The organism is Blautia sp. TM10-2 (assembly GCF_003480845.1).
Taxonomy (GTDB): Bacteria; Bacillota; Clostridia; order Lachnospirales; family Lachnospiraceae; genus Fusicatenibacter; species Fusicatenibacter saccharivorans.
Map to the genome: position 1 here is coordinate 80,179 of NZ_QUJZ01000009.1, position 19,472 is coordinate 99,650.

Sequence of the window (19,472 nt, forward strand, 5' to 3'; positions counted from 1 at the left end):
AATAAAGAAAACGATTTGATGTTCAATTCCACTTATGCTACCGTAATTGAGATGGTAGCTGATATACAAAATAATCAAGAAAATAATATAAAACTTGACACAAGTATCACAAATATAGAAGTAGGAAATTATATAAAAGCATTAGGTTTAAATGGAAATATTATTTATGAAAATAATAATAAAGTTTTTATGCAGAATGTTATGATAAATAAAGTAGAATTAAATATAAGAGTACATGTTTATAATAAAACAAATGCTGATATAACAATTGAACAATTAGTTGCTGGTCTTGACGAAAAGAATAGTAATGAAGTTAAAGTTTTAGATGAGTATACAAAGTGGTTTAAATCGCCGGATGATGTTGGAATGGCTGGAAAATCAAAAGTAGAGGAGTATTTGGGAGATTTAAGGAGTATTATGCAAAACTATGCGAATGAACACCCTGAAATAAAGCTTACAAATCTGGAATCACTTTCGGAAGAACAGTTAAGGGAATTGATAAAGAAAAAAGAAAATTCGTGGTATGTTATTAAGGATTCGATAATGGAGGATTGATTATGAAAAAAATAGTGAAAGTTGGTGTGTTAATATGTTGCTTTATAGCAATAGGCTCTATTTTATATCTGCGATATCTGCAATTTCAAAAGAAGGAAGCGGAAGAAAGAGAATGGGAGATTTGTATAGCTTATAGAAGACAAAATGATGCATTAATTCGCAAGGATGGTCCGCTTCATTTATATGAATATAGTTCATATGAACATATTGATGAAAAGGAGTTGTTTGTTGCGTTACATGTTTATAATATGTCTGACCGTTGTAAAGAAAAGGTCACATTAGAGGATGTAAAAAAGTATTTATCAAGTGAGTTTGATGAGGAAGGGAATTTATATGTCCTAAATAAAAATAATAAAGTGCATGATTACATTGAATGGTATCGTAAAAGAGTTATTACAGATACTGGTATGGACTTTGAAGGCGAACATCAGATAGAACGGTATTGGACACGCCTATCAGAGATTGTGCTCAATTATGTTAGGGAGGGGAATGACTTTCCAAATCAGGATGTCAAGTCATTTTCGTACGAAAAGCTAAAAGAAATAATGAAAAAAGCAGACGATCCATCATATCAAATCAATGATGATATTATGAAAAAACCAATTAATGAGGCAGAATAAAGAAGAAAGTAGGATCATGAAATAGATATGAAAAATTGAATATCTATGGAATTGTATCATCTGTACTTTTGGCAGTTTTATTTAGTGTTGCTATATTTGAAGAAGCTGTAGATGGTTCAATGGAGATGCTAAATTAAGTCCTTTTTTATAGGACTTTCTAAAAAGATATTCAGAAATAACAGCGGTTATTGCTCAAAGTAGAATGTTAGATTATATGAATCAGGAACAAGAAAATCTAAAGAATCATTGTACGATTTCTGCTATTATCTCCTATATTTGTAGAATGAAAGATCTGGGAACAATGATGCATGGAAAATATGTTACTATTTCTTGGGAGGAAGAATGCAAAAAGTATATTGTTAAGTTAACACATACAGATTTTATTAATTATTACAACCCGTTAGGTGTTGTAATTGAAAGTAACCAGAATGCTAAAAGAAATCAAAGATTTGAAATACTATCGTGGAGAAATTCTTATTTTATAGAACACAATTTAGGTAAAAAAACTATTTTAGAGATAGCTGGAGAAAAGAAAACTGATGCAGAAGTACTACAAGAAAAAGTGGCTTCATCTTTACTACTATCTGGGATTGAGAAGGCAATAAATTCGACTTATGCTACTATAATTAAGGTGATAGCAGATATACAGAATAATCAAGAAAATAATATAAAACTTGACACAAGTGTCACAAATATAGAAGTAGGAAATTATATAAAAACATTAGGTTTAAATGGAAATATTATTTATGAAAATAATAATAAAGTTTTTATGCTGAATGTTATGGTAAATAAAGTAGTATTAAATATAAGAGTGCATGTTTATAAATTTAGTAAAGGAGATGGTGACGATGTCAAAAGGAATAAAAGTAAATAATGGGCATGTAAACGAAGTTGCAACTCAAATTGAAACGGCTAAAAGTTATTTTCGTCATGTTCCGTTAGTTCCACAGGATTCTAAGACAACAATTTCAGCGAACAGTAAAAGTAAAGAGGCATACGGATATGCACAGCAAGGAATTGAATTATTAGGGCAGACCTTAGATGGTGATGTTCACAATATAAGAAGTCTGAATCTTAGTTTTTCGCAGTTTGATGAGATGATGGGGAAACTTGCACAACATGGAACTAGATATCCAGTGATTAAAGCCGCCGATGACTAGGGAGGAAAGTTTATGAAAGAAAGTGATTATTTAAACCCGAATGATATAAAAAGCCAATGTGATCAGGCAATCCATAAGCTCGAAAATGATAATGAGACTCTGGATATTGTTTCTAAGAGTGTAACTGCATTTTCTACAGATAATGAAATTAAAAGCGTTTCTTTTGAGAATTTAAAGCAACAGTTGGCCGATTATATAACTGTAATTGATGCAATAAAGTCGGCGAATGCGTATGATATTGCAGAATTTTCAACACTAAAAGATTTGGTAGGAGATGAAGTTCTTGATGGGGCGAATATTCAAAGCCAAATGAAAAAAGCACTTGATAACAAGGAGTTTTATTTGGAAAAAGCAGATGAGTATGAAATGAAAAAAGAGACTTCTAATTCTATCATAGATTTATATTATAGTTGGAAGGTAAATGACTATAAACGATTGGCTGAATCTAGTCAGAAGTTGTATGATGAATGGAAAAGCAAATCAGATAAATATGATGAAATTGAAGGTAGTACAAGTATATTGTTTTCAACGACAAGTAGTCTGCGTGAAGCTATCACAACTGCACTTAATAGTATGAGCGGACGATTTCAAAGTGGAACATACATACCCAGAACAGGTTTCGATTGGAAAAAAATTATGGAGGTGGAATGCTTAAAGCTGGAATCGTGGTTGAAAGCTAAAGAGGAATTAAAATTAAGCGAATCAGAAACTGAGTATTTGAAACAAAAAGGAATTGTTTTAACGACAATGGATATTGCGTGTATAAAACGTACAGAAGGAACAGAATTAGTATTTCTTTCAAAAGATAAAAAAGCGTTGTTTTATAAAGGAGAGATATATACTATTTATGTTCCAGATAATGAAATATCTTTTCAACCTATTTGGAAGTTGGATGGGAAAAAAGAAATCTCAGCAATGGAGTTTGATGCATTAGAGGGAATTTTAGGATTTAGTTTGGAAGAAATACCTAAAGAAGATATATATACAACATCTGGACATAAGGTATTATCAGGAGAATTATCTTCAACAGATCCAAATGTAAAGGCAGCAGCAGGTTTGAGTGCGTTATTAGGGTTAACGCAATTTACACTTTCTTCATTATCCAAAAGCGAAGTGACAGTTATTTTCCAGTCTTCAGAAGGTGGAAATAGAGGCACTATTTGTGTTGGAAATTCAGAAGATAGAGCAACTTTTCAGAACTGGAATTATAATATTCCAATGGATACATATAGAGACTCAGAACCTGGCATTGGAAAAATATGGGCATCAGATTATGCAGCAGGAATATATAAAATAGCTTCGGGAAAAGATGTTCCAAATCCAGACGGAACTTATACGATAACGGGCACTTTGGATGAAAGACATAAAGATACAAATATTTCGGGTTATTTATCATATTCAACGGATGGAAAATTAATGTATACACCGTTAACCTATTCTGGTGATAAAGCATATATTGAATCTGTTGATGGGTTTATGGAGTTTGGCCGAACACAAATTTTAGATTTTAGTGATAAATTATCTACACCATCTTTTGCGGACGAGGATAGTCAGAAATTATTAGAAGAATTATTGAAAGGGGAAAATGAATGATGGAGAAGAATAAAGATATTTTGATTGTAATAATTGCAACGCTTATTTTCGGAGGTGCTTCTAAGATATTAGTTGGAGTTCCATATATGGCATGGGGATATTTTGATCAATTGTTTATAGCAGCATTTATTTTGTGGACATTTTATAGTGCTGCGCTGTATGTAGCTATTAAAATAGAAAACAGAAAAAATGAAAATTATTTAAAAATTGGATTTGTTGGAGTAATGTTTGGTTTAGCGGTAGCATGTTTAAAAATGGGTGTAGATGCTATTATAGAACAATTTGCAAAGTCTGCAAGTAATTTGATTATTACAGCCTTTATGATGGAAATGGGAATCCTTATTTTAGGGAGTATCATTATCTTTGCTTTATATATTTATGTAGCGAAGAAAGAAATTTTATGGAATAAATCTATGAAAAATTATACTTTGGGATTAGGCGGAATTATAGGTATATATTTTGCTGTAATTGTCTATTATTTATGGCAACTCAAACATTGGATGGAAAAATTTTCTGGTTTGGATGTGGTAAAAGAAATTGGGAAAGAGCAGGGTATATTAAATTTGTCAACAAAGTATGCTAGGGAATCGACTATGATGGGGATGGTTGTGTATGTGGCTTTTTTTATAGTTTTATGGATTGCTTTAAAAAAGAATACAGAAAATAAGGAAGCTTAATAAATTGTTGCAACAAAAATAAAGGAGGTATTATGTGAATGAGGTTAATTGCATGTCTGAGGAAGAACTTCGGGCACATTTGAAGAAGATGGAGAAAAATAAAGAGGAATTAAAGTTTCAAGAACAGAGGATTTGGAAAGAAGAAGAGGAGGAAGATGAACAGATTTACGCTGCACTGGTAGGACTAGAACATATGCGGGAATATGCGGGAGAAAATGAGAAGATAATACTCTTGATTGATGAGCAAAAGAGCATTTTAGATAACATAAGATTGAGAAAATCGTTAAGGAAAGAATCGAAGGTGGTGCAAACGAAAAATCTCAAGGCTGCTTTTTCGTTTACACCAACTCCGATTGTTTCCTTAACAGTTTGTATATATCTTTTAAAAGGTATATGATTAAGAAAAACGGCAGGAGGTATCTGAATGAAAGCACATAAATATTGGTCTATCGGTGCACTGATTACAATGCTTGGAACTTTTTATACAGGTTATAGGGGATCAAAAGAAGGCCATAAGTACTTTGCAGCAAGTTCTTTGCTTTGCATGATTATGGCTATTTATACAGGACACAAGATGATTTCTGGTAAAAGTAGGAAAAAAAAGAAGTTTCAGTAGAGAGTGTTGAAGATTAAAAAACAAAATATTTTAATAAATAACGCCGGTGCGGGATTTTTGATATCCAGTACTGGCGTTATTTATTCTACAGGGGCTTGGGGGTGTAGCCACCAAATATATTATTAATTTTGTTCTTCGGTAAGTTTGTTAAGGATCCACTCCCTATTGATAACAATATCCTCATCATCGCGGAGATCTTTGAAATCAGTGCAGTGTGAAGAAGCAAATTCATACATATTGTCAATGTCAACTGCACCAGTGATCTCACCCTTATTAATGATTACAAGAATATTTGTTCCGTCGTCGTCGACAGCAAAGCGCAGTTCATCAAATTCTTTATCAGGATTATTCTCGTGAAGAGAATCTGTCACAAGTAATTTAACAAGTTCCATTATCCTGTCATCTTTACCTGCATCAAAAATCTGTATCTTTTCAACGAGCTGATTTGGTGACGTTACGATTCGGGATAAATATTTTTCAGTACGAAAATCAAACAAAGCATTTTCACCATAAAACATTTCATATGTCTTTTCTACTTCTGATTCAGAAACCAGATAAATCATGATAAGATCTTCCATCTGGTGATAGAGTGTAGGATAGTTTAAACGAAAGGTCTCTCCACAGCTCGGGCAAGTATAAAGGAAAATAGATTTATTAAGTACCTTCTCTTTCATTTCAGGATCCAGTGCAGTATTAATACTGTCCCAGAGCTCAAAATCCCCCTCATGATGGCAGGAAGGACAAGTTACTTTTTCAATATGATGTCTTGACATAAATGTTCCTCCTTTCAGTGAGATAAATCTATAGTTTTCTTATTGTAGAATGCGCTTATCCTTTATTATTTTGCCAGGAAATTACTCTGAATCTCCATCGGCATATGATAAGCCTGGCCTCGTTTTGTCAGGCTGTATAGTTTAAAGCTCATGAGTTCCGGAGTTGCATTCAGAGAACTGCAGAGTCCGAAGTAATCCAGGTCTTCGTTCTGAACCATATCTTCGATCTCCTCATCATCAATCAGAAGATCGGCAGCAAACAGATTGGCCTGGTATTCTGTATTATCCGTCATATTGTAGAGTGTATCATCTTGCATCGGAGCCATTTTCAGCTGGGAACGATGCAGGATGATATGCCCTAATTCATGGGCGGCAACGATCATCTTTTCTTCTTCTGAAAGGAAACTGCTGATCATGACATAGATCGTCTTGCAGCTCATAAAACAATATCCTTTCAGTGTCTTATATCTGGAAGTTTCCCCGACAACAATGTTCATCTGATCCATGATCTCAAAGGGATCCCTGGTGCCATATTTCTTGATTAATTTCTTTGTTTCTGTATATATGTAAGTGTTTCTCAAATAAATCACCTCAAAAGTAAAAAATAAAAAGGGCAGAAATATCCTTGTAACTATAAGGTAACAGATTAGGTGTACAATAATCCCGCCTTCTATTATTTTTCCTCTTGGTTTTTCAGATATTTTTTCGGTGTAAATTTCTTTGCACGTCTTTTGGAATCCAGATAAAGGCTCTGGATCTCATCCATAAAAGCTATTTTATCTTCGTCTGTCAGTGATCCACCAGCAAACATAGCTGCAGCCTGTTCCAGGATCTGCTGAGCCTGTTTGGCACCACGGTTACCAAACTGTTCGGATGCTTCTGTGATAAAAGCTTCATCCTCACTCATGAGATAAGAAACGTCACACTGTAATGCATCTGCCAGTTTCTGATACAGAACATTTTGTTTTGGAAAACGTCCTTCTACTTCCCAGGATCGAATGGTCCTATATGAAACACCAACCATACTGGCCAGTTCCTGCTGACTCATCTTTTTTTCTTTTCTTAATGATCTTACTTTTTCACCGAATGTCATAAACATACCTCTTTCTAAGCCTTGTCTTATAAGTTTCATTAGCCGCCTCAAGGCAAAACGGGAAATGTGTCTCCTGAAAATTAAAAATTAATCTTGACAAAGGGAAATATCTCTCCTATAATGTGAATCACAGATAAGGGAAACATCTTTCCTATAAGATACACAATATTTCCTCTTTTGTCAATGGATATGTGAAATGAATTTCCTGTAATTCAATGAAAACAGGAAGGATAGACAATCATTGATAGTCAAAATGGGATACATGTTACAAAAAGAGGAAAGACGTATGGGAGGTGGCAATGTGAGTCAGGATCAGACTTCTATTATCTGTATTGATCTGAAGTCCTTTTATGCTTCTGTAGAATGCGTAGAACGTGGGCTGAATCCATTTAAAACAAACCTGGTGGTTGCAGATCCGACCAGATCAAAGTCAACAATCTGCCTGGCAATCACTCCGGCTATGAAGTCTCTTGGCATCAAGAACCGGTGCCGAATCCATGAGATACCGGATTGTGTGAAGTACATTACAGCCATGCCGAGGATGCAGTTGTACATGGATTATTCCGCAAAGATCTATGGAATCTATCTACGGTATGTCTCAAAAGAAGATATCCATGTGTACAGTGTTGATGAGTGTTTTATTGATGTGACAAACTATCTGCAGCTTTATCATCTCACTGCAAAAGAAATGGCGATAAAGCTTATGCAGGAGGTTATGGAGGAAACAGGTATCACTGCAACCGCTGGTGTGGGAACCAATCTGTATCTTGCTAAGATCGCAATGGATATCGTAGCAAAGCATGTGGATGACCATATTGGAATCCTGGATGAATTCTCTTACAGAGAGCAGCTATGGGATCATAAACCATTAAGTGACTTCTGGAGGATTGGATCCCGGACTGAAAAAAAACTGGCTGGTTACGGGATCCATACGATGGGCGATATTGCAATGGCTTCTTTAAGATCCGAAGACTGGCTGTATAAGATGTTTGGGATTGATGCAGAGCTGTTGATCGATCATGCATGGGGATATGAAACGTGCCGGATGAGTGACATCAAGAACTATCATTCGGAGGAACACAGCCTTTCAAATGGTCAGGTGCTGATGCGAAATTATTCTTTTGACGAAGCACTTGTGATCGTAAGGGAAATGACAGATAATCTGGTCCTGGATCTGTTTGAAAAAGGACTGGTAACAAGCTCTCTCACCTTATGGATCGCCTATGACCACAGGTATGAGCATGAGGCATCCAAAGGAACCGTAAAACTCGAAAGAGAAAGTAACAGTTCCAAAAAGATCATAGATGCAGTGGAAGATTTATATCTCAGGATTGCAGACAGATATACCGGAATCCGAAGAATCGAGGTGTGTGCGAACAGGGTTGCTCCTGAAAGTTATGTGCAGTACAGCCTGTTTGATGATCCCAAACAGACTGATAAAGAACGGCATTTACAGGAAGCAGTATTGAATGTAAAGCAGCGTTATGGAAAGAATGCGATCATGCGTGGATCCAATCTGCTGGAGTGTTCCACCTATAGAGAACGCAATGAACAGGTTGGAGGACACCGTGCTTAGAGGAGGTGCGAATAGTGCTGGCAAGTGCATATCAACCGTATTTATATTTACCAAGACCGGTTTCCAGGAGACATCCCATGGATGTAGGACGCAGGGCAAAACAGTTTGCTCCATTTGCGGCACTTCGTGGACTGGATGAAACGATCCGGCAACAGGAAATCATTTACGAACCAAAAAGAGATTTATCTGAGGAAAAGAAAAATGAGCTGGATATGAAATTAAGGATCCTGGCATATGGAATGAAGATACAGGCAACTTATTTTCAAAAGTCATGGAAGAATCCATTAATTGGTCAGTACCATACATTATCTGGAACCGTAGAATTTTTTGATCCATCAGTCCACTTACGGATTGATGATACCGAGATCCAGATCCAGGACATCTGTGATCTGACTGGTGATGTATTTGAAACTATTGAAATATCATGTTAATTAATCACAGCGGAATTTTTTATACCGGAAAGAGTGTGTGGTAGCTGGTGGAAGGATAAAAAAAGATGCACAGATCGACAAAGCAGATCTGATCAGAATAAAAATCGTGCTGTTCGTGCAGCTTTGGCACTTACGGAATGGATGGCATGATGCTCATAAGGCGGATTTGATTTCCCTTTGGTCCGTTGAGTAATAAATGGAGAAATATCTTATTGCTTAAAGGAGGAAGCCTATATGGGATCAGGTGCTATTAAATGGCATGTACACTGCTCTGTATGCGGAGCATTTATTGAAAAGAGCGCACAAAGCGATTCAGAAGTGGAGTGCAAAAAATGTCGCAGTACATTGGAGATATTTGTAAAGGATGATATGGTGTCGGTTCGTCCGATCCACATCAGAGATGAACAATTAAAGTCCAGGATGCGGACGTATTCCCGAAAGATGATGAATCAGGGATCATAACAGAATAGAATGAGCTGTCTGTAGTAAGCGTTGGATTTGGCAAGAACCATCAAGAACGCACCAGACAGCAAGAGTTTGTCAAGGAGCTGAACCTGACTGGAATCACTAAGAGCCCGGCAAAACATTTACGGATACACTGCAAGATCAGAAGTATTTTCTGGTTTTGGAGATTGTTGAAGTATTTGTTTTGTCGGGCTTTTTTGACGTATTTCGAAAAATTTTTAAATTTTTTTGTCGTACACCACTGTAAAACAGGCTCTCAGCATTTCGTTATATAGAGGTTGAATTCTTTTTTGCAAAAATAATTGTAAATAGAGATTTTGATAATATGACACAAAGGAGGAAGCAAAGATGACTGAAATCGAATACCAGGAATTTGTAAGGCGTTGTCCTTACGATGCTATGGGCGATTATTCCATGTTTCGCAAACAGCAAACAGAGAATAAATCAGAAGATGCACATAGCAACTGAATAAGCCAGGCAATCTGGCAAACTTAATCTAAACGCAGATATATGCGTTACAAAGGAGTCGCGGACTCCCGTTCAAAAAAAACGGGTGAGTTCGTGACCTCTTGTACTGCAGTTCTTTATGTCTGTGCAGGATTTTTATAAAAGATGGAATGGACCACCCGGAGCCGAAAGGCAGAAAGGTGGTCTTTATGTTGACATTAAAAGAACTGAAAAAAATCGTGAAAGTTGCTGATGTGGAGAAGAGAATCCCAAGCGTGAAATCCTTGAAGGAACACAAAGTTGTAGTAAAGGAAATGATCAATGCAGATACAACAATCTCTGTTTATGATCACGGATATGTACTTTATACAGCAGGAAATCAATCAACCGTATTTCCACTTCATAGTTGTGATGACTATGAATATGTGAGTGTAACTGGCGATAACAAGGAATTCAATAAAGAGTTCTTTGATAATGAAAACTGGTATATCCGTCTGCTGATAGAGGCTGAAGACCGTATGGCATACAGCCAGAGCAAAATCAGCACCAATCATGGTGTATTTTCTAACAGCGATGTTACAGATGATGCGGAGATTATGAGAGGATCTTCAAAAGATTTTGTTGACGATGTTATCGACAGAGAAATTCTGAATGCTTTGATCAAAGAGTTAACAGAGAGACAAAAGACGGTACTCAATCTGGTTTATTTCGAGGAAATGCGTCAGCAGGATGTTGCAGATTATCTGGGAATCAAACAGCAGAGTGTAAATGACCTCCTGAACAGGGCATTAAAAACGATGAAAAAAAAGGCGGAAAACGAAGAATTTTAAAAAAATTTCAAAAAAATTGAATTAGACCACTGTAAAACAGGCTCTGAGCGTTTCGTTATATGAAGGGTTTGCATAGAACACCTTCATGTACCTTGAAAAATGAATAGCCTGCCCGGAGTGATATTTGGTTTGAACATGCATAGAGCGAAAAGCTGCGTGTCTGCCAGAAGAAAACGTATCAGAGATGGAAACTGATATAGGAACGGATCCGGGAAAGAAAACAGGAAAACGCTTAAATCTTAAATCAAAATAAAATGTCTGAATCTAAAAAGAGGATGACAGTAGAAATCATGTGGCGGTATTTGTGACAAACAAGTACCGCCATATATTTGTGCTGTTATCTCAGCTTGTGCTGACTGTCCCAAATAGCGCAAATTTCAGGAAAGGAGGCGATCATCTTCGTATAAAAGATAATATGCAGAAACTAACAGATAACCATACACAAAAGAATCAGAAAGGAAGGATTTAAGAGAATGAACGTGAAAAAGAAAGCACGCAGGGTGATGTCCGGTTTACTGACTGCAGTAACGGTTCTATCGACGGTACTCTCTCCCGCTGTTGCCTATGCTTCTGATGATGCAGGATCTGTAAAAAAGATTCCGTATTATGAGGAGATCAAGGATCAGCTGGATGAAGATGAAGTGGTAACTGCAAAGGATTATGAGATCAAGGTTGGAGACAATTTCGATGTAAAGAGTGATTATACCGGTCTTACGATCCAGGATGACAGCAAAGTAAAAGTTACATTTCAGGAAGCAAAAGATACGGACGGGAATGACTTTTCTACCGATTATGCCAATTCCTATAAGGCAGTCTATTATGTAGAACCACAGACAACGGATCACCCAACCTACCAGATCAATCGAAAGATCGTGGTAAAAGAAGCGGATCAGCAGAAAGATTCGCAGTCAGAAAGTTCTTCTGATCAGGATGCTGGTTCTTCCGATAAGACAGAAACAGAGGATTCTGAGGCTGACTCGTCTACAGAGGAAACTGGTGCTGCTGAAACGGAGAGCAAAACAGAACTGACAGAAAAAGAATTTGATGCAGAGATCGAAGCAACGGAGAATCAGGAGACCGTTGATCCGGAAACAGGGATCACACTCTCAGAGGTTATGCAGGAAGCTGTTGACCAGGAAGTTGCTCTTGCAGATCTTGAAGCAGGCGAAAGTATTACTTTTGATATGCCAATGATGCTTGCTTCCGGTGAAACAGGAACAAAATCAGTCACAGTCACAGCCGGTTCCTGGTACTATTACGCAGATTATGGATTAGGTTCTTATCTGACTTGTCCATATTATGTGAAATGGGGAAGCATCAATGCGACAGCATACTGTGTTGAACCATCGAAAAAAGGACCGGGAAATGGAACTTATACGATCCAGAAACTTGCCGATGGAAAGACACTTGCAAAGGTCTGCTATTACGGAACAAAAGCAAGTGATGAGAATGGTTTCTTCGATGAGAAACATCCGGATTTTCCGGCAGGAAAGAGATTCATCATTACCCATCTTGCAGCAGCTTATGCAAATGGATCCAGTGACTGGGCATCCGGAACTAATGCAACAGGAAAGAACCTGGCAATGGAGCTTTACAATTATTGTGTAAATATGCCGGACATTCCGTCTGTAGATATGAGCTTTTCCGAATCTAATGTAAAGGCTTATGTGGAAGGAAACAGCCAGCGAACAAGTGTGATCACATTCAAAGCGGATAAACTGCAGACGATCACTTTCAAGCTGCCGAAAGGTGTAAAACTTGTAAATGTGACAACCGGTAAAACCAGTGCTGCAGGGGCTAATGTGGAGATTTCCGGTGGTACAAAGTTCTATTTGACAGCACCACTTAATCAGGCAGAAAATGTCAGTGCTACTTTCTCTTCTAAGATGAAAGGAAGTATTGATAAGGAATATTCAGCCTATAAGATCACAACAGGATCTGGAACACAGGACCTGGCTCTTGTTTTCGGTGAAGGTGTCGGAAATGAGAAATATGTGGATTTTAAAGTAACCTGGACAAAAGAATGCAAAGTATCCATTGTAAAGAAAGATCAGGATACAGGAAATGCACTGGCTGGTGCAGTGTACGGGATCTATTCCGATGCTGCATGTACAAAGCTGATCGCAGAGATGCCTGCAACTGATCAGAATGGTGCTTCACAGCTCACAATGGAAAAGACACAGGAAGTTGTTTATCTGAAAGAAATCTCTGTTCCAACAGGGTATCAGATCGATACAAAGTCTTATAATGTGACTCTTGCTATCGGAAAGACAACGACTAAAAATGTAACAGACAAACGTGTAAATGCAAAGCTCAACATTGCAAAACAGGATGCTGAGACAGGCAATGAAGCCCAGGGTGATGCAACACTGGAAGGTGCGGTATATGGTCTTTATGCAAGGGAAGATATTGTTCATCCGGATGGAAGAACCGGAACAATCCATAAGAAAGACAGCCTGATCACATCTCTGACAACGGATAAGAATGGCGAGGCTTCTGTATCGGATCTCTATCTTGGAAAGTATTATCTGAAAGAGCTTAGTGCTCCGGTTGGATACGTACTGGATCCGACAGAACATGATGTGGACTGTACTTATGAAGGTGCTACTGTTCCGACAGTAGAAAGAACTTCTGTATGCAAAGAAACTGTCATCAAGCAGCCGTTCCAGATCATCAAGGCAGCAAACAACGGAAAGACCGATGCAGATCTACTTAAGGGAGTCGGTTTTTCAGCATGGCTTGTCAGTAATCTGAAAGTAAAAGCAGATGGAAGTTATGATTTTGATTCAGCCAGACCGGTCGTACTGACTGCAGATGGCCAGACAGAAATGTTTACCGATGAAAAAGGATATGCAAAATCAATTCCGCTTCCATATGGAACTTACGTGGTAAGAGAAACCACAAGCAAACACAACTATGCACCGGTTGATGATTTTGTAGTGAAGATCACAGAGAATCATCCGGATACACCGCAGACATGGCGAGTGCTGCTGGATAAAGAATTCAAAGCAAAATTAAAGATCATCAAAAAGGATGCAGAAACACAGAAATCTGTACTCTTGGCTAATACTGAGTTCAAGGTATACGACCTGGATAATCAGAAATATGTGGAACAGACAACATCCTATCCGAAGCCAACGGTACACAAATCCTATTTCACAAATGAGGAAGGATACCTGGTACTGCCGAGAAATCTGAAACCTGGTAACTACAGGATTGAGGAAGTGACGGCACCCGATGGGTACACAATATCCAAAAACTATGTGACAGTAAAAGTTGATTCAGATACAGCATATCTGACCGATCCTGTTACAGGAGATGCAGTCATTGATGTGGAATATACCAACGTGCCAGTCAAAGGTCAGTTAAAGATCTATAAACAGGGTGAAGTATTAAAAGGATTTGATAAGGACTTTCAGTATGAAATGACTGGACTTGCAGGAGCAGAATTTGAAGTCTATGCGGCAGAGGATATCTATACTGCCGATCATCAGGTAGATGCAGATGGACAGAGAACTTTGTATTTTGCAAAGGATGCACTGGTGGCAACCGTCACAACCAATGCAGATGGTTATGCAACCGTAAAGAATCTTCCGCTTGGCAGATACTATGTCAAAGAGAAGAATGCACCGGACACTTATGTGTTAAATACTGTGCCGGAAAATGTCGAATTTGCTTATGCGGATCAGGATACTGCAGTGATCGAGAAAGAAATCTCTGTCACAGATGAACGACAGAAAGTATCAATTACTGTCGAAAAACAGGATGTCGAGACAGGCAATACAGTAGCCGGAGCAGTATTCGGTATTTATAACGCAAAAGACATCCAGACAAAAGATGGAAACGTGATTGTCAAAGCAGATACTCTTTTACAGGAAATGACTTCTGATGAAAAAGGTCAGGCAGCTTGTACGCTGGATCTACCACTTGGAAGCTATTATGTAAAAGAACTGAAAGCACCAGACGGATTTGTATTATCTGAGGAAGTATTGAGATTTGATGCTTCTTATCAGGGTCAGGAAGTACAGATGGTGAAATTGAAATCTGCAGTGAAGAACCAGCCAACAACTGTTGAGATCACAAAATCAGATGCAACAACCGGTGTAGAACTGGATGGAGCTTATCTGAAAGTAACGGATAAAGATGGAAATGTAGTAGATAGCTGGACATCTTCCAAAGATGCACCGCATGTGATCAAATATCTGAAAGTGGGTGAGACTTATACCCTCCATGAAGAATTTGCACCACATGGCTATCTGGTAGCCAATGATGTGACATTCACAGTCAAAGATACCGGAGAGGTTCAGAAAGTGGAAATGAAGGACGAGGTACCGGTTGGTGAACTGATCATCAACAAAAAAGGAGAATTTCTGGATTCTGTTACACTGGCCGATAAGGTCAAAGGTGTGGTGGAACACATTTTCAACTATGTAACCGGAAAGCTGACAGATGTTACGTTTGAAGTCTATGCTGAGGAAGACATTAAGGCTGCCGATGGCGTCAGTGACGATTACTATAAAAAGGATGAACTGATTGCAACGATCAAGACAGATGAAACCGGTATTGCAAAACTGGAAAATCTTCCACTTGGGAAATACTACGTGAAGGAAACAGGAACTGCTTACGGTCATGTGCTGGATGGTGAGATCCGTCATGTAGATCTGACTTACGTGGATCAGAATACACCGGTTGTAGTCTATGACAAAGACTGGCAGAACAACCGTCAGAGAGTAGAAGTCAGTGTACTTAAGAAAGAAAAAGATTCTGACCGTACACTGGAAGGTGCTATCTTTGGATTATTTGCCAAAGATGACATTAAGTCTGAGACAACTGGTAAAGTCCTGATCGAAGCCGATGAGATCATTGAGCTGAAATCTACAGATGAAGAAGGAAAGATCACATTTGTTGCAGATCTTCCAATAGGAGCAACTTATTATGTAAAAGAGCTCTATGCACCAGACGGATTCGTAACCAACGATAAAGGAAAAGCATTTACGTTTGAGTATGCAGGTGAGGATCAGCCGACTGTAACCTATGATTTTACCTTTGAGAATCAGCCAACCATTGTAGAATTTACCAAATCCAGTCTGACAACCGGAAAAGAACTTCCAGGATGTAAGCTGAAAGTGGTAGATGCTGATGGAAATATCGTGGATGAATGGACTTCCGGTAAAGAAGCACATGTGATCCGTGAGCTGACTGTCGGAAAAGAATACACACTGGTTGAAACAAAACCTGCTGATGGTTACGTGACAGCTGAAAGCGTGAAGTTCACGATCAAAGATACTGCCGATGTGCAGAAAGTTGAGATGAAGGATGATGTAACGAAGGTGAAAATCTCCAAACAGGATATCGCCGGAAAAGAACTTCCGGGAGCGAAACTCACAATCCTTGATCAGGATGGAAAAGTTGTGGAAAGCTGGACCAGTACAGAGAAAGCACATTACATCGAAATGCTTCCGATCGGAAAATACACTCTCCGTGAAGAAACAGCACCGGATGGCTATCTGGTTGCAAAAGATGTGGAATTCGAAGTAAAGGATACCAGTGTAGTACAGCATGTAACCATGGTGGATGAGGAAAAACCGGCAGAAAAGACACCGGAAGGTGGAAAACCTGTCAGTGATTCACCAAAGACTGGGGATAACACCAATCTGTGGCTGTGGTTTATGCTTCTCGGCATTGGTGCGACTGGTACAGGAGCCCTTGCATTTATGAGAAAAAAGAAACACTAATTAAATAAGAATGAGCGTTCATGGAAACCGAAAGGAATCTGTGGACGCTTTTTTAGATGGGAGAAACCATGAGAAATATCATTATTTTTGTTGCTCTTCTGGGAGCAGCGGCAATATTTACAGTTTTGTATTGTCTCATTGCTGCCGGAAGTCAGGCAGAGAAAAAACTGACAGAAATCATGAGAAAAGAGGAAGAACAGAATGAAGACTAATAAAGATCTGATCATAGAACCAAATGCAGCTATTGAGGGAAGAAAGTACAGCGAAGAAAAGCCATGGTCCTGCAAGTACTGTTACTGGTGGGGAGGCAAAAAGAAAGGCTGTAGCTTGAAACAGTGCCACTATCTGCTTCCGGAAAAGAAAAAAGCAGTAAAAACAACACCATGTGGTGGCTGTCCGTATGGAAAACATGTTCCATGCATCGGATATTGTATTGCCCGTCTTTATTCTGAGATGAAAGGAAAGAAAGGACGTGGGTAATTGCAGGAAGAAGTAAATCAGAAAGTGATCAGCCTGAGCATCCAGGGAGTCAAGATCACTGCCAGTGTGCTAAAAGCAGCCCTTCGGAAGTTCCTGGAAATGGACAACCGCAGGAAACAGAAAGCAACGCAGGTGAAAATGGCAGAAAAGACCGGACGGGCTCAGGAGAAAGGAAGGGAAAAAGCCCGAAAAAAGATTGAAAAGAAAAAGCCACATGGAAAGCAGACTATCAAGCAGCTGAATGCACAGGGAGTACAGCTTTCCAACTTAAAGATCACAGATGAAAATATCAAATCCTTTGACCGTGTGGCAAGAAAATACGGCATTGATTACAGCCTGAAGAAAGAAGTCGGTGCTGATCCACCGAAATATCTGGTCTTCTTTAAGGCAAAAGACGTGGATGTGATGACAGCGGCTTTCCGGGAATATGCCGGAGTAGAACTGAAAAAGAAACAGGTGAAGAAACCATCGGTCAGAAAGAAACTGCAGAAATCTGTAGAAAGAAAAGCAAAGCACCGCCAGCGTGTGAAGCAGAGACAAAAATCCAGAGGTCAGGAACGATGATGCGGGAGAAATTACAGAAGATCCAGGTCAAACGGTTGGTGATCTTAAATCTCCCATATTTCTTTATCTTCTATGTAGCAGATAAAGGATCCTGGCTGTACCGGCATTGCCTGGGAGAAAGCATGGTACAGAGACTTGGCGTGATGTTAGTCAATTTCCGACTGGCATTTTTAAGCTGGCTGCCAAGTATCGCTTTGCAGGATCTTACAGTAGGTGTTCTGGTTGCAGGTGCATTAAAGCTGGTGGTCTACTATCGTTCTAAAAATGCAAAGAAGTTCCGACAAGGTGTGGAATATGGCTCTGCAAGATGGGGAAACAGAAAAGATATCGAACCCTTTATGGATCCGGTTTTTGAAAACAATGTCATCCTCACAGAAACAGAACGTCTGACCATGAACAGCCGACCAAAAGCTCCGAAGTATGCCAGAAATAAGAATGTGATCGTTATCGGTGGTTCCGGATCTGGTAAGACAAGATTCTATGTGAAGCCCAACCTTATGCAGATGACGGATCACGTATCCTATGTGGTCACTGATCCGAAGGGTACGATCATCGTCGAATGCGGGAAGATGTTGGTAAATGGAGGATACCGGATCAAGGTATTAAATACGATCAACTTTAAAAAGTCCATGCATTACAATCCGTTCCATTATATCCGGAGTGAAAAAGACATCTTGAAGCTGGTCAATACCATTATCGCAAATACCAAGGGTGAAGGCGAAAAATCAACTGAAGATTTCTGGGTGAAGGCCGAACGTCTTTTGTATTCTGCACTGATCGGATACATCTGGTATGAGGCACCAGAGGAAGAACAGAACTTTTCTACTCTGTTGGAATTTATCAATGCCAGTGAGACCAGGGAGGATGATGAAGAATTTAAAAATGCAGTGGATGAATTGTTTGAAGAGCTGGAAGCAGAAAATCCAGAACACTTTGCAGTAAGGCAATATCGCAAGTACAAGCTTGCTGCCGGCAAAACTGCAAAATCGATTTTGATTTCCTGTGGTGCCAGACTTGCACCATTTGATATTCAGGAACTAAGAGAAATCATGTCCTATGACGAGATGGAACTGGATATGATCGGTGATCAGAGAACAGCTATGTTTGTCATCATCAGTGATACAGATGACACATTCAACTTTGTGGTAGCAATCATGTACACCCAGCTCTTTAACCTGCTTTGTGATAAAGCGGATGATGAGCATGGAGGCAGGCTTCCCTATCATGTACGACTGCTTCTTGATGAGTTCAGCAATATCGGACAGATCCCAAAATTCGACAAATTGATTGCTACGATCCGAAGCAGGGAAATCTCCGCTTCTATCATTCTGCAGTCACAATCTCAGCTGAAAACAATCTATAAGGATGCGGCTGAGACGATCACGGGTAACTGTGACACCGTTCTTTTCCTGGGTGGAAAGGAAAGTTCCACACTGAAAGAAATATCAGAAACCCTGGGAAAGGAAACCATAGATCTTTACAACACATCAGACACCAGAGGCAGCAACCGGTCCTATGGGCTGAACTATCAAAAGACTGGAAAAGAACTGATGAGTAGAGATGAGCTGGCGGTCATGGATGGAGAAAAATGTATCTTACAGCTTCGAGGAGTCCGGCCATTTTTAAGCAACAAATATGACATCACAAAGCATAAACGGTACAAGGAACTTGCCGATTTCAATAAGAATAATGCGTTTGATGTCGAAAAGTATCTGGCACACCAACTGGTGATGTCGGAAAATACAGAATTTGAAATGTATGAAGTAACCGTAACACAAGAAGATGTATCAGCGATTGAAGCTGAGGAAGGAGAGGATTGATATGAAAGAAAGAATTCGAGCACCCTGCTATTTCAGG

General features: G+C 38.9%; 20 protein-coding genes. 17 read left to right on the plus strand and 3 right to left on the minus strand.

Features of this window, described 5'->3' with window-relative positions:
• Positions 1-18: 18 nt before the first annotated feature.
• The 8 genes from DXD92_RS10460 to DXD92_RS10495 all read left to right on the plus strand — a co-directional run bounded on the left by DXD92_RS10460 (position 19) and on the right by DXD92_RS10495 (position 5,221).
• The gene (locus tag DXD92_RS10460; RefSeq protein WP_117739580.1) at positions 19-555 is read left to right on the plus strand and encodes a hypothetical protein; all 537 of its coding nucleotides are present in this window, start codon (positions 19-21) and stop codon (positions 553-555) included.
• 2 nt (positions 556-557) lie between these two features.
• Positions 558-1,175, plus strand: a complete 618-nt coding sequence (locus DXD92_RS10465; protein ID WP_004614753.1) for a hypothetical protein — start codon at positions 558-560, stop codon at positions 1,173-1,175.
• A gap of 214 nt (positions 1,176-1,389) precedes the next feature.
• Positions 1,390-2,049 (plus strand): hypothetical protein, encoded by a 660-nt coding sequence (locus DXD92_RS10470; protein WP_044988162.1) that lies wholly within the window; start codon positions 1,390-1,392, stop codon positions 2,047-2,049.
• A complete protein-coding gene (locus tag DXD92_RS10475) occupies positions 2,024-2,335 on the plus strand; it encodes a TIGR04197 family type VII secretion effector (protein WP_158551238.1) in 312 nt (103 codons plus the stop codon). Before DXD92_RS10470 ends, DXD92_RS10475 begins: the two co-directional genes overlap by 26 nt.
• A gap of 12 nt (positions 2,336-2,347) precedes the next feature.
• On the plus strand, positions 2,348-3,928 hold the full coding sequence (locus DXD92_RS10480) for a hypothetical protein (RefSeq protein ID WP_118640514.1): 1,581 nt from the start codon (positions 2,348-2,350) through the stop codon (positions 3,926-3,928).
• Entirely contained in the window at positions 3,925-4,605 is a 681-nt protein-coding gene (locus DXD92_RS10485) for a hypothetical protein (protein ID WP_004614749.1), read from the plus strand. The genes DXD92_RS10480 and DXD92_RS10485 overlap by 4 nt, the downstream gene beginning before the upstream one ends.
• Before the next feature lie 34 nt (positions 4,606-4,639).
• Positions 4,640-5,002, plus strand: a complete 363-nt coding sequence (locus DXD92_RS10490; RefSeq protein ID WP_117739579.1) for a hypothetical protein — start codon at positions 4,640-4,642, stop codon at positions 5,000-5,002.
• 27 nt (positions 5,003-5,029) lie between these two features.
• The gene (locus DXD92_RS10495; RefSeq protein WP_117739578.1) at positions 5,030-5,221 is read left to right on the plus strand and encodes a DUF6219 family protein; all 192 of its coding nucleotides are present in this window, start codon (positions 5,030-5,032) and stop codon (positions 5,219-5,221) included.
• Positions 5,222-5,343: 122 nt separating this feature from the next.
• Here the strand turns inward: DXD92_RS10495 and DXD92_RS10500 are convergent, their stop codons facing one another.
• From DXD92_RS10500 to DXD92_RS10510, 3 genes are all read right to left on the minus strand, one after another.
• Positions 5,344-5,994 carry a CpXC domain-containing protein gene (locus DXD92_RS10500; protein ID WP_117739577.1) on the minus strand — a complete coding sequence of 217 codons (651 nt, stop codon included), beginning with the start codon at positions 5,992-5,994 and terminating at the stop codon, positions 5,344-5,346.
• Between the two features lie 65 nt (positions 5,995-6,059).
• Positions 6,060-6,500 carry an ImmA/IrrE family metallo-endopeptidase gene (locus DXD92_RS10505; protein ID WP_005423556.1) on the minus strand — a complete coding sequence of 147 codons (441 nt, stop codon included), beginning with the start codon at positions 6,498-6,500 and terminating at the stop codon, positions 6,060-6,062.
• A gap of 167 nt (positions 6,501-6,667) precedes the next feature.
• A complete protein-coding gene (locus DXD92_RS10510) occupies positions 6,668-7,126 on the minus strand; it encodes a helix-turn-helix domain-containing protein (RefSeq protein ID WP_005334845.1) in 459 nt (152 codons plus the stop codon).
• A 247-nt stretch (positions 7,127-7,373) separates the two neighbouring features.
• On the opposite strand from DXD92_RS10510, the gene DXD92_RS10515 reads away from it, so the two are divergent.
• The 9 genes from DXD92_RS10515 (at position 7,374) to DXD92_RS10550 (ending at position 19,435) form a co-directional block, all read left to right on the plus strand.
• Positions 7,374-8,663, plus strand: a complete 1,290-nt coding sequence (locus DXD92_RS10515; RefSeq protein WP_330427582.1) for a Y-family DNA polymerase — start codon at positions 7,374-7,376, stop codon at positions 8,661-8,663.
• A gap of 77 nt (positions 8,664-8,740) precedes the next feature.
• A complete protein-coding gene (locus tag DXD92_RS10520; protein WP_003864619.1) occupies positions 8,741-9,094 on the plus strand; it encodes a hypothetical protein in 354 nt (117 codons plus the stop codon).
• A gap of 234 nt (positions 9,095-9,328) precedes the next feature.
• Positions 9,329-9,556 (plus strand): hypothetical protein, encoded by a 228-nt coding sequence (locus DXD92_RS10525; RefSeq protein WP_005334838.1) that lies wholly within the window; start codon positions 9,329-9,331, stop codon positions 9,554-9,556.
• A gap of 620 nt (positions 9,557-10,176) precedes the next feature.
• Positions 10,177-10,836, plus strand: a complete 660-nt coding sequence (locus DXD92_RS10530; RefSeq protein ID WP_117739575.1) for a sigma-70 family RNA polymerase sigma factor — start codon at positions 10,177-10,179, stop codon at positions 10,834-10,836.
• Between the two features lie 473 nt (positions 10,837-11,309).
• Positions 11,310-16,571 carry a SpaA isopeptide-forming pilin-related protein gene (locus tag DXD92_RS10535; RefSeq protein WP_118640515.1) on the plus strand — a complete coding sequence of 1,754 codons (5,262 nt, stop codon included), beginning with the start codon at positions 11,310-11,312 and terminating at the stop codon, positions 16,569-16,571.
• Between the two features lie 68 nt (positions 16,572-16,639).
• Positions 16,640-16,783 (plus strand): hypothetical protein, encoded by a 144-nt coding sequence (locus DXD92_RS18735; protein ID WP_164492145.1) that lies wholly within the window; start codon positions 16,640-16,642, stop codon positions 16,781-16,783.
• Positions 16,773-17,051 (plus strand): hypothetical protein, encoded by a 279-nt coding sequence (locus DXD92_RS10540; RefSeq protein ID WP_005423569.1) that lies wholly within the window; start codon positions 16,773-16,775, stop codon positions 17,049-17,051. The genes DXD92_RS18735 and DXD92_RS10540 overlap by 11 nt, the downstream gene beginning before the upstream one ends.
• Positions 17,052-17,615, plus strand: coding sequence for a PcfB family protein (locus DXD92_RS10545; protein ID WP_114100248.1), 564 nt, complete (start codon positions 17,052-17,054; stop codon positions 17,613-17,615).
• Positions 17,612-19,435 carry a VirD4-like conjugal transfer protein, CD1115 family gene (locus DXD92_RS10550; protein ID WP_118640516.1) on the plus strand — a complete coding sequence of 608 codons (1,824 nt, stop codon included), beginning with the start codon at positions 17,612-17,614 and terminating at the stop codon, positions 19,433-19,435. The genes DXD92_RS10545 and DXD92_RS10550 overlap by 4 nt, the downstream gene beginning before the upstream one ends.
• Positions 19,436-19,472 lie beyond the last annotated feature (37 nt).

What these genes read in the sequence shown, in the direction of transcription:
- DXD92_RS10540 (WP_005423569.1), top strand. Translation starts at nt 16,773, where the DNA reads ATGAAGACTAATAAAGATCTGATCATAGAACCAAATGCAGCTATTGAG.
- DXD92_RS10480 (WP_118640514.1), top strand. Translation starts at nt 2,348, where the DNA reads ATGAAAGAAAGTGATTATTTAAACCCGAATGATATAAAAAGCCAATGT.
- DXD92_RS10470 (WP_044988162.1), top strand. Translation starts at nt 1,390, where the DNA reads ATGAATCAGGAACAAGAAAATCTAAAGAATCATTGTACGATTTCTGCT.
- DXD92_RS10460 (WP_117739580.1), top strand. Translation starts at nt 19, where the DNA reads ATGTTCAATTCCACTTATGCTACCGTAATTGAGATGGTAGCTGATATA.
- DXD92_RS10525 (WP_005334838.1), top strand. Translation starts at nt 9,329, where the DNA reads ATGGGATCAGGTGCTATTAAATGGCATGTACACTGCTCTGTATGCGGA.
- DXD92_RS10465 (WP_004614753.1), top strand. Translation starts at nt 558, where the DNA reads ATGAAAAAAATAGTGAAAGTTGGTGTGTTAATATGTTGCTTTATAGCA.
- DXD92_RS10500 (WP_117739577.1), bottom strand. Translation starts at nt 5,994, where the DNA reads ATGTCAAGACATCATATTGAAAAAGTAACTTGTCCTTCCTGCCATCAT.
- DXD92_RS10475 (WP_158551238.1), top strand. Translation starts at nt 2,024, where the DNA reads ATGTCAAAAGGAATAAAAGTAAATAATGGGCATGTAAACGAAGTTGCA.
- DXD92_RS10515 (WP_330427582.1), top strand. Translation starts at nt 7,374, where the DNA reads ATGGGAGGTGGCAATGTGAGTCAGGATCAGACTTCTATTATCTGTATT.
- DXD92_RS10510 (WP_005334845.1), bottom strand. Translation starts at nt 7,126, where the DNA reads ATGAAACTTATAAGACAAGGCTTAGAAAGAGGTATGTTTATGACATTC.
- DXD92_RS10495 (WP_117739578.1), top strand. Translation starts at nt 5,030, where the DNA reads ATGAAAGCACATAAATATTGGTCTATCGGTGCACTGATTACAATGCTT.
- DXD92_RS18735 (WP_164492145.1), top strand. Translation starts at nt 16,640, where the DNA reads ATGAGAAATATCATTATTTTTGTTGCTCTTCTGGGAGCAGCGGCAATA.
- DXD92_RS10520 (WP_003864619.1), top strand. Translation starts at nt 8,741, where the DNA reads ATGGATGTAGGACGCAGGGCAAAACAGTTTGCTCCATTTGCGGCACTT.
- DXD92_RS10550 (WP_118640516.1), top strand. Translation starts at nt 17,612, where the DNA reads ATGATGCGGGAGAAATTACAGAAGATCCAGGTCAAACGGTTGGTGATC.
- DXD92_RS10535 (WP_118640515.1), top strand. Translation starts at nt 11,310, where the DNA reads ATGAACGTGAAAAAGAAAGCACGCAGGGTGATGTCCGGTTTACTGACT.
- DXD92_RS10530 (WP_117739575.1), top strand. Translation starts at nt 10,177, where the DNA reads ATGGACCACCCGGAGCCGAAAGGCAGAAAGGTGGTCTTTATGTTGACA.
- DXD92_RS10505 (WP_005423556.1), bottom strand. Translation starts at nt 6,500, where the DNA reads ATGGATCAGATGAACATTGTTGTCGGGGAAACTTCCAGATATAAGACA.
- DXD92_RS10485 (WP_004614749.1), top strand. Translation starts at nt 3,925, where the DNA reads ATGATGGAGAAGAATAAAGATATTTTGATTGTAATAATTGCAACGCTT.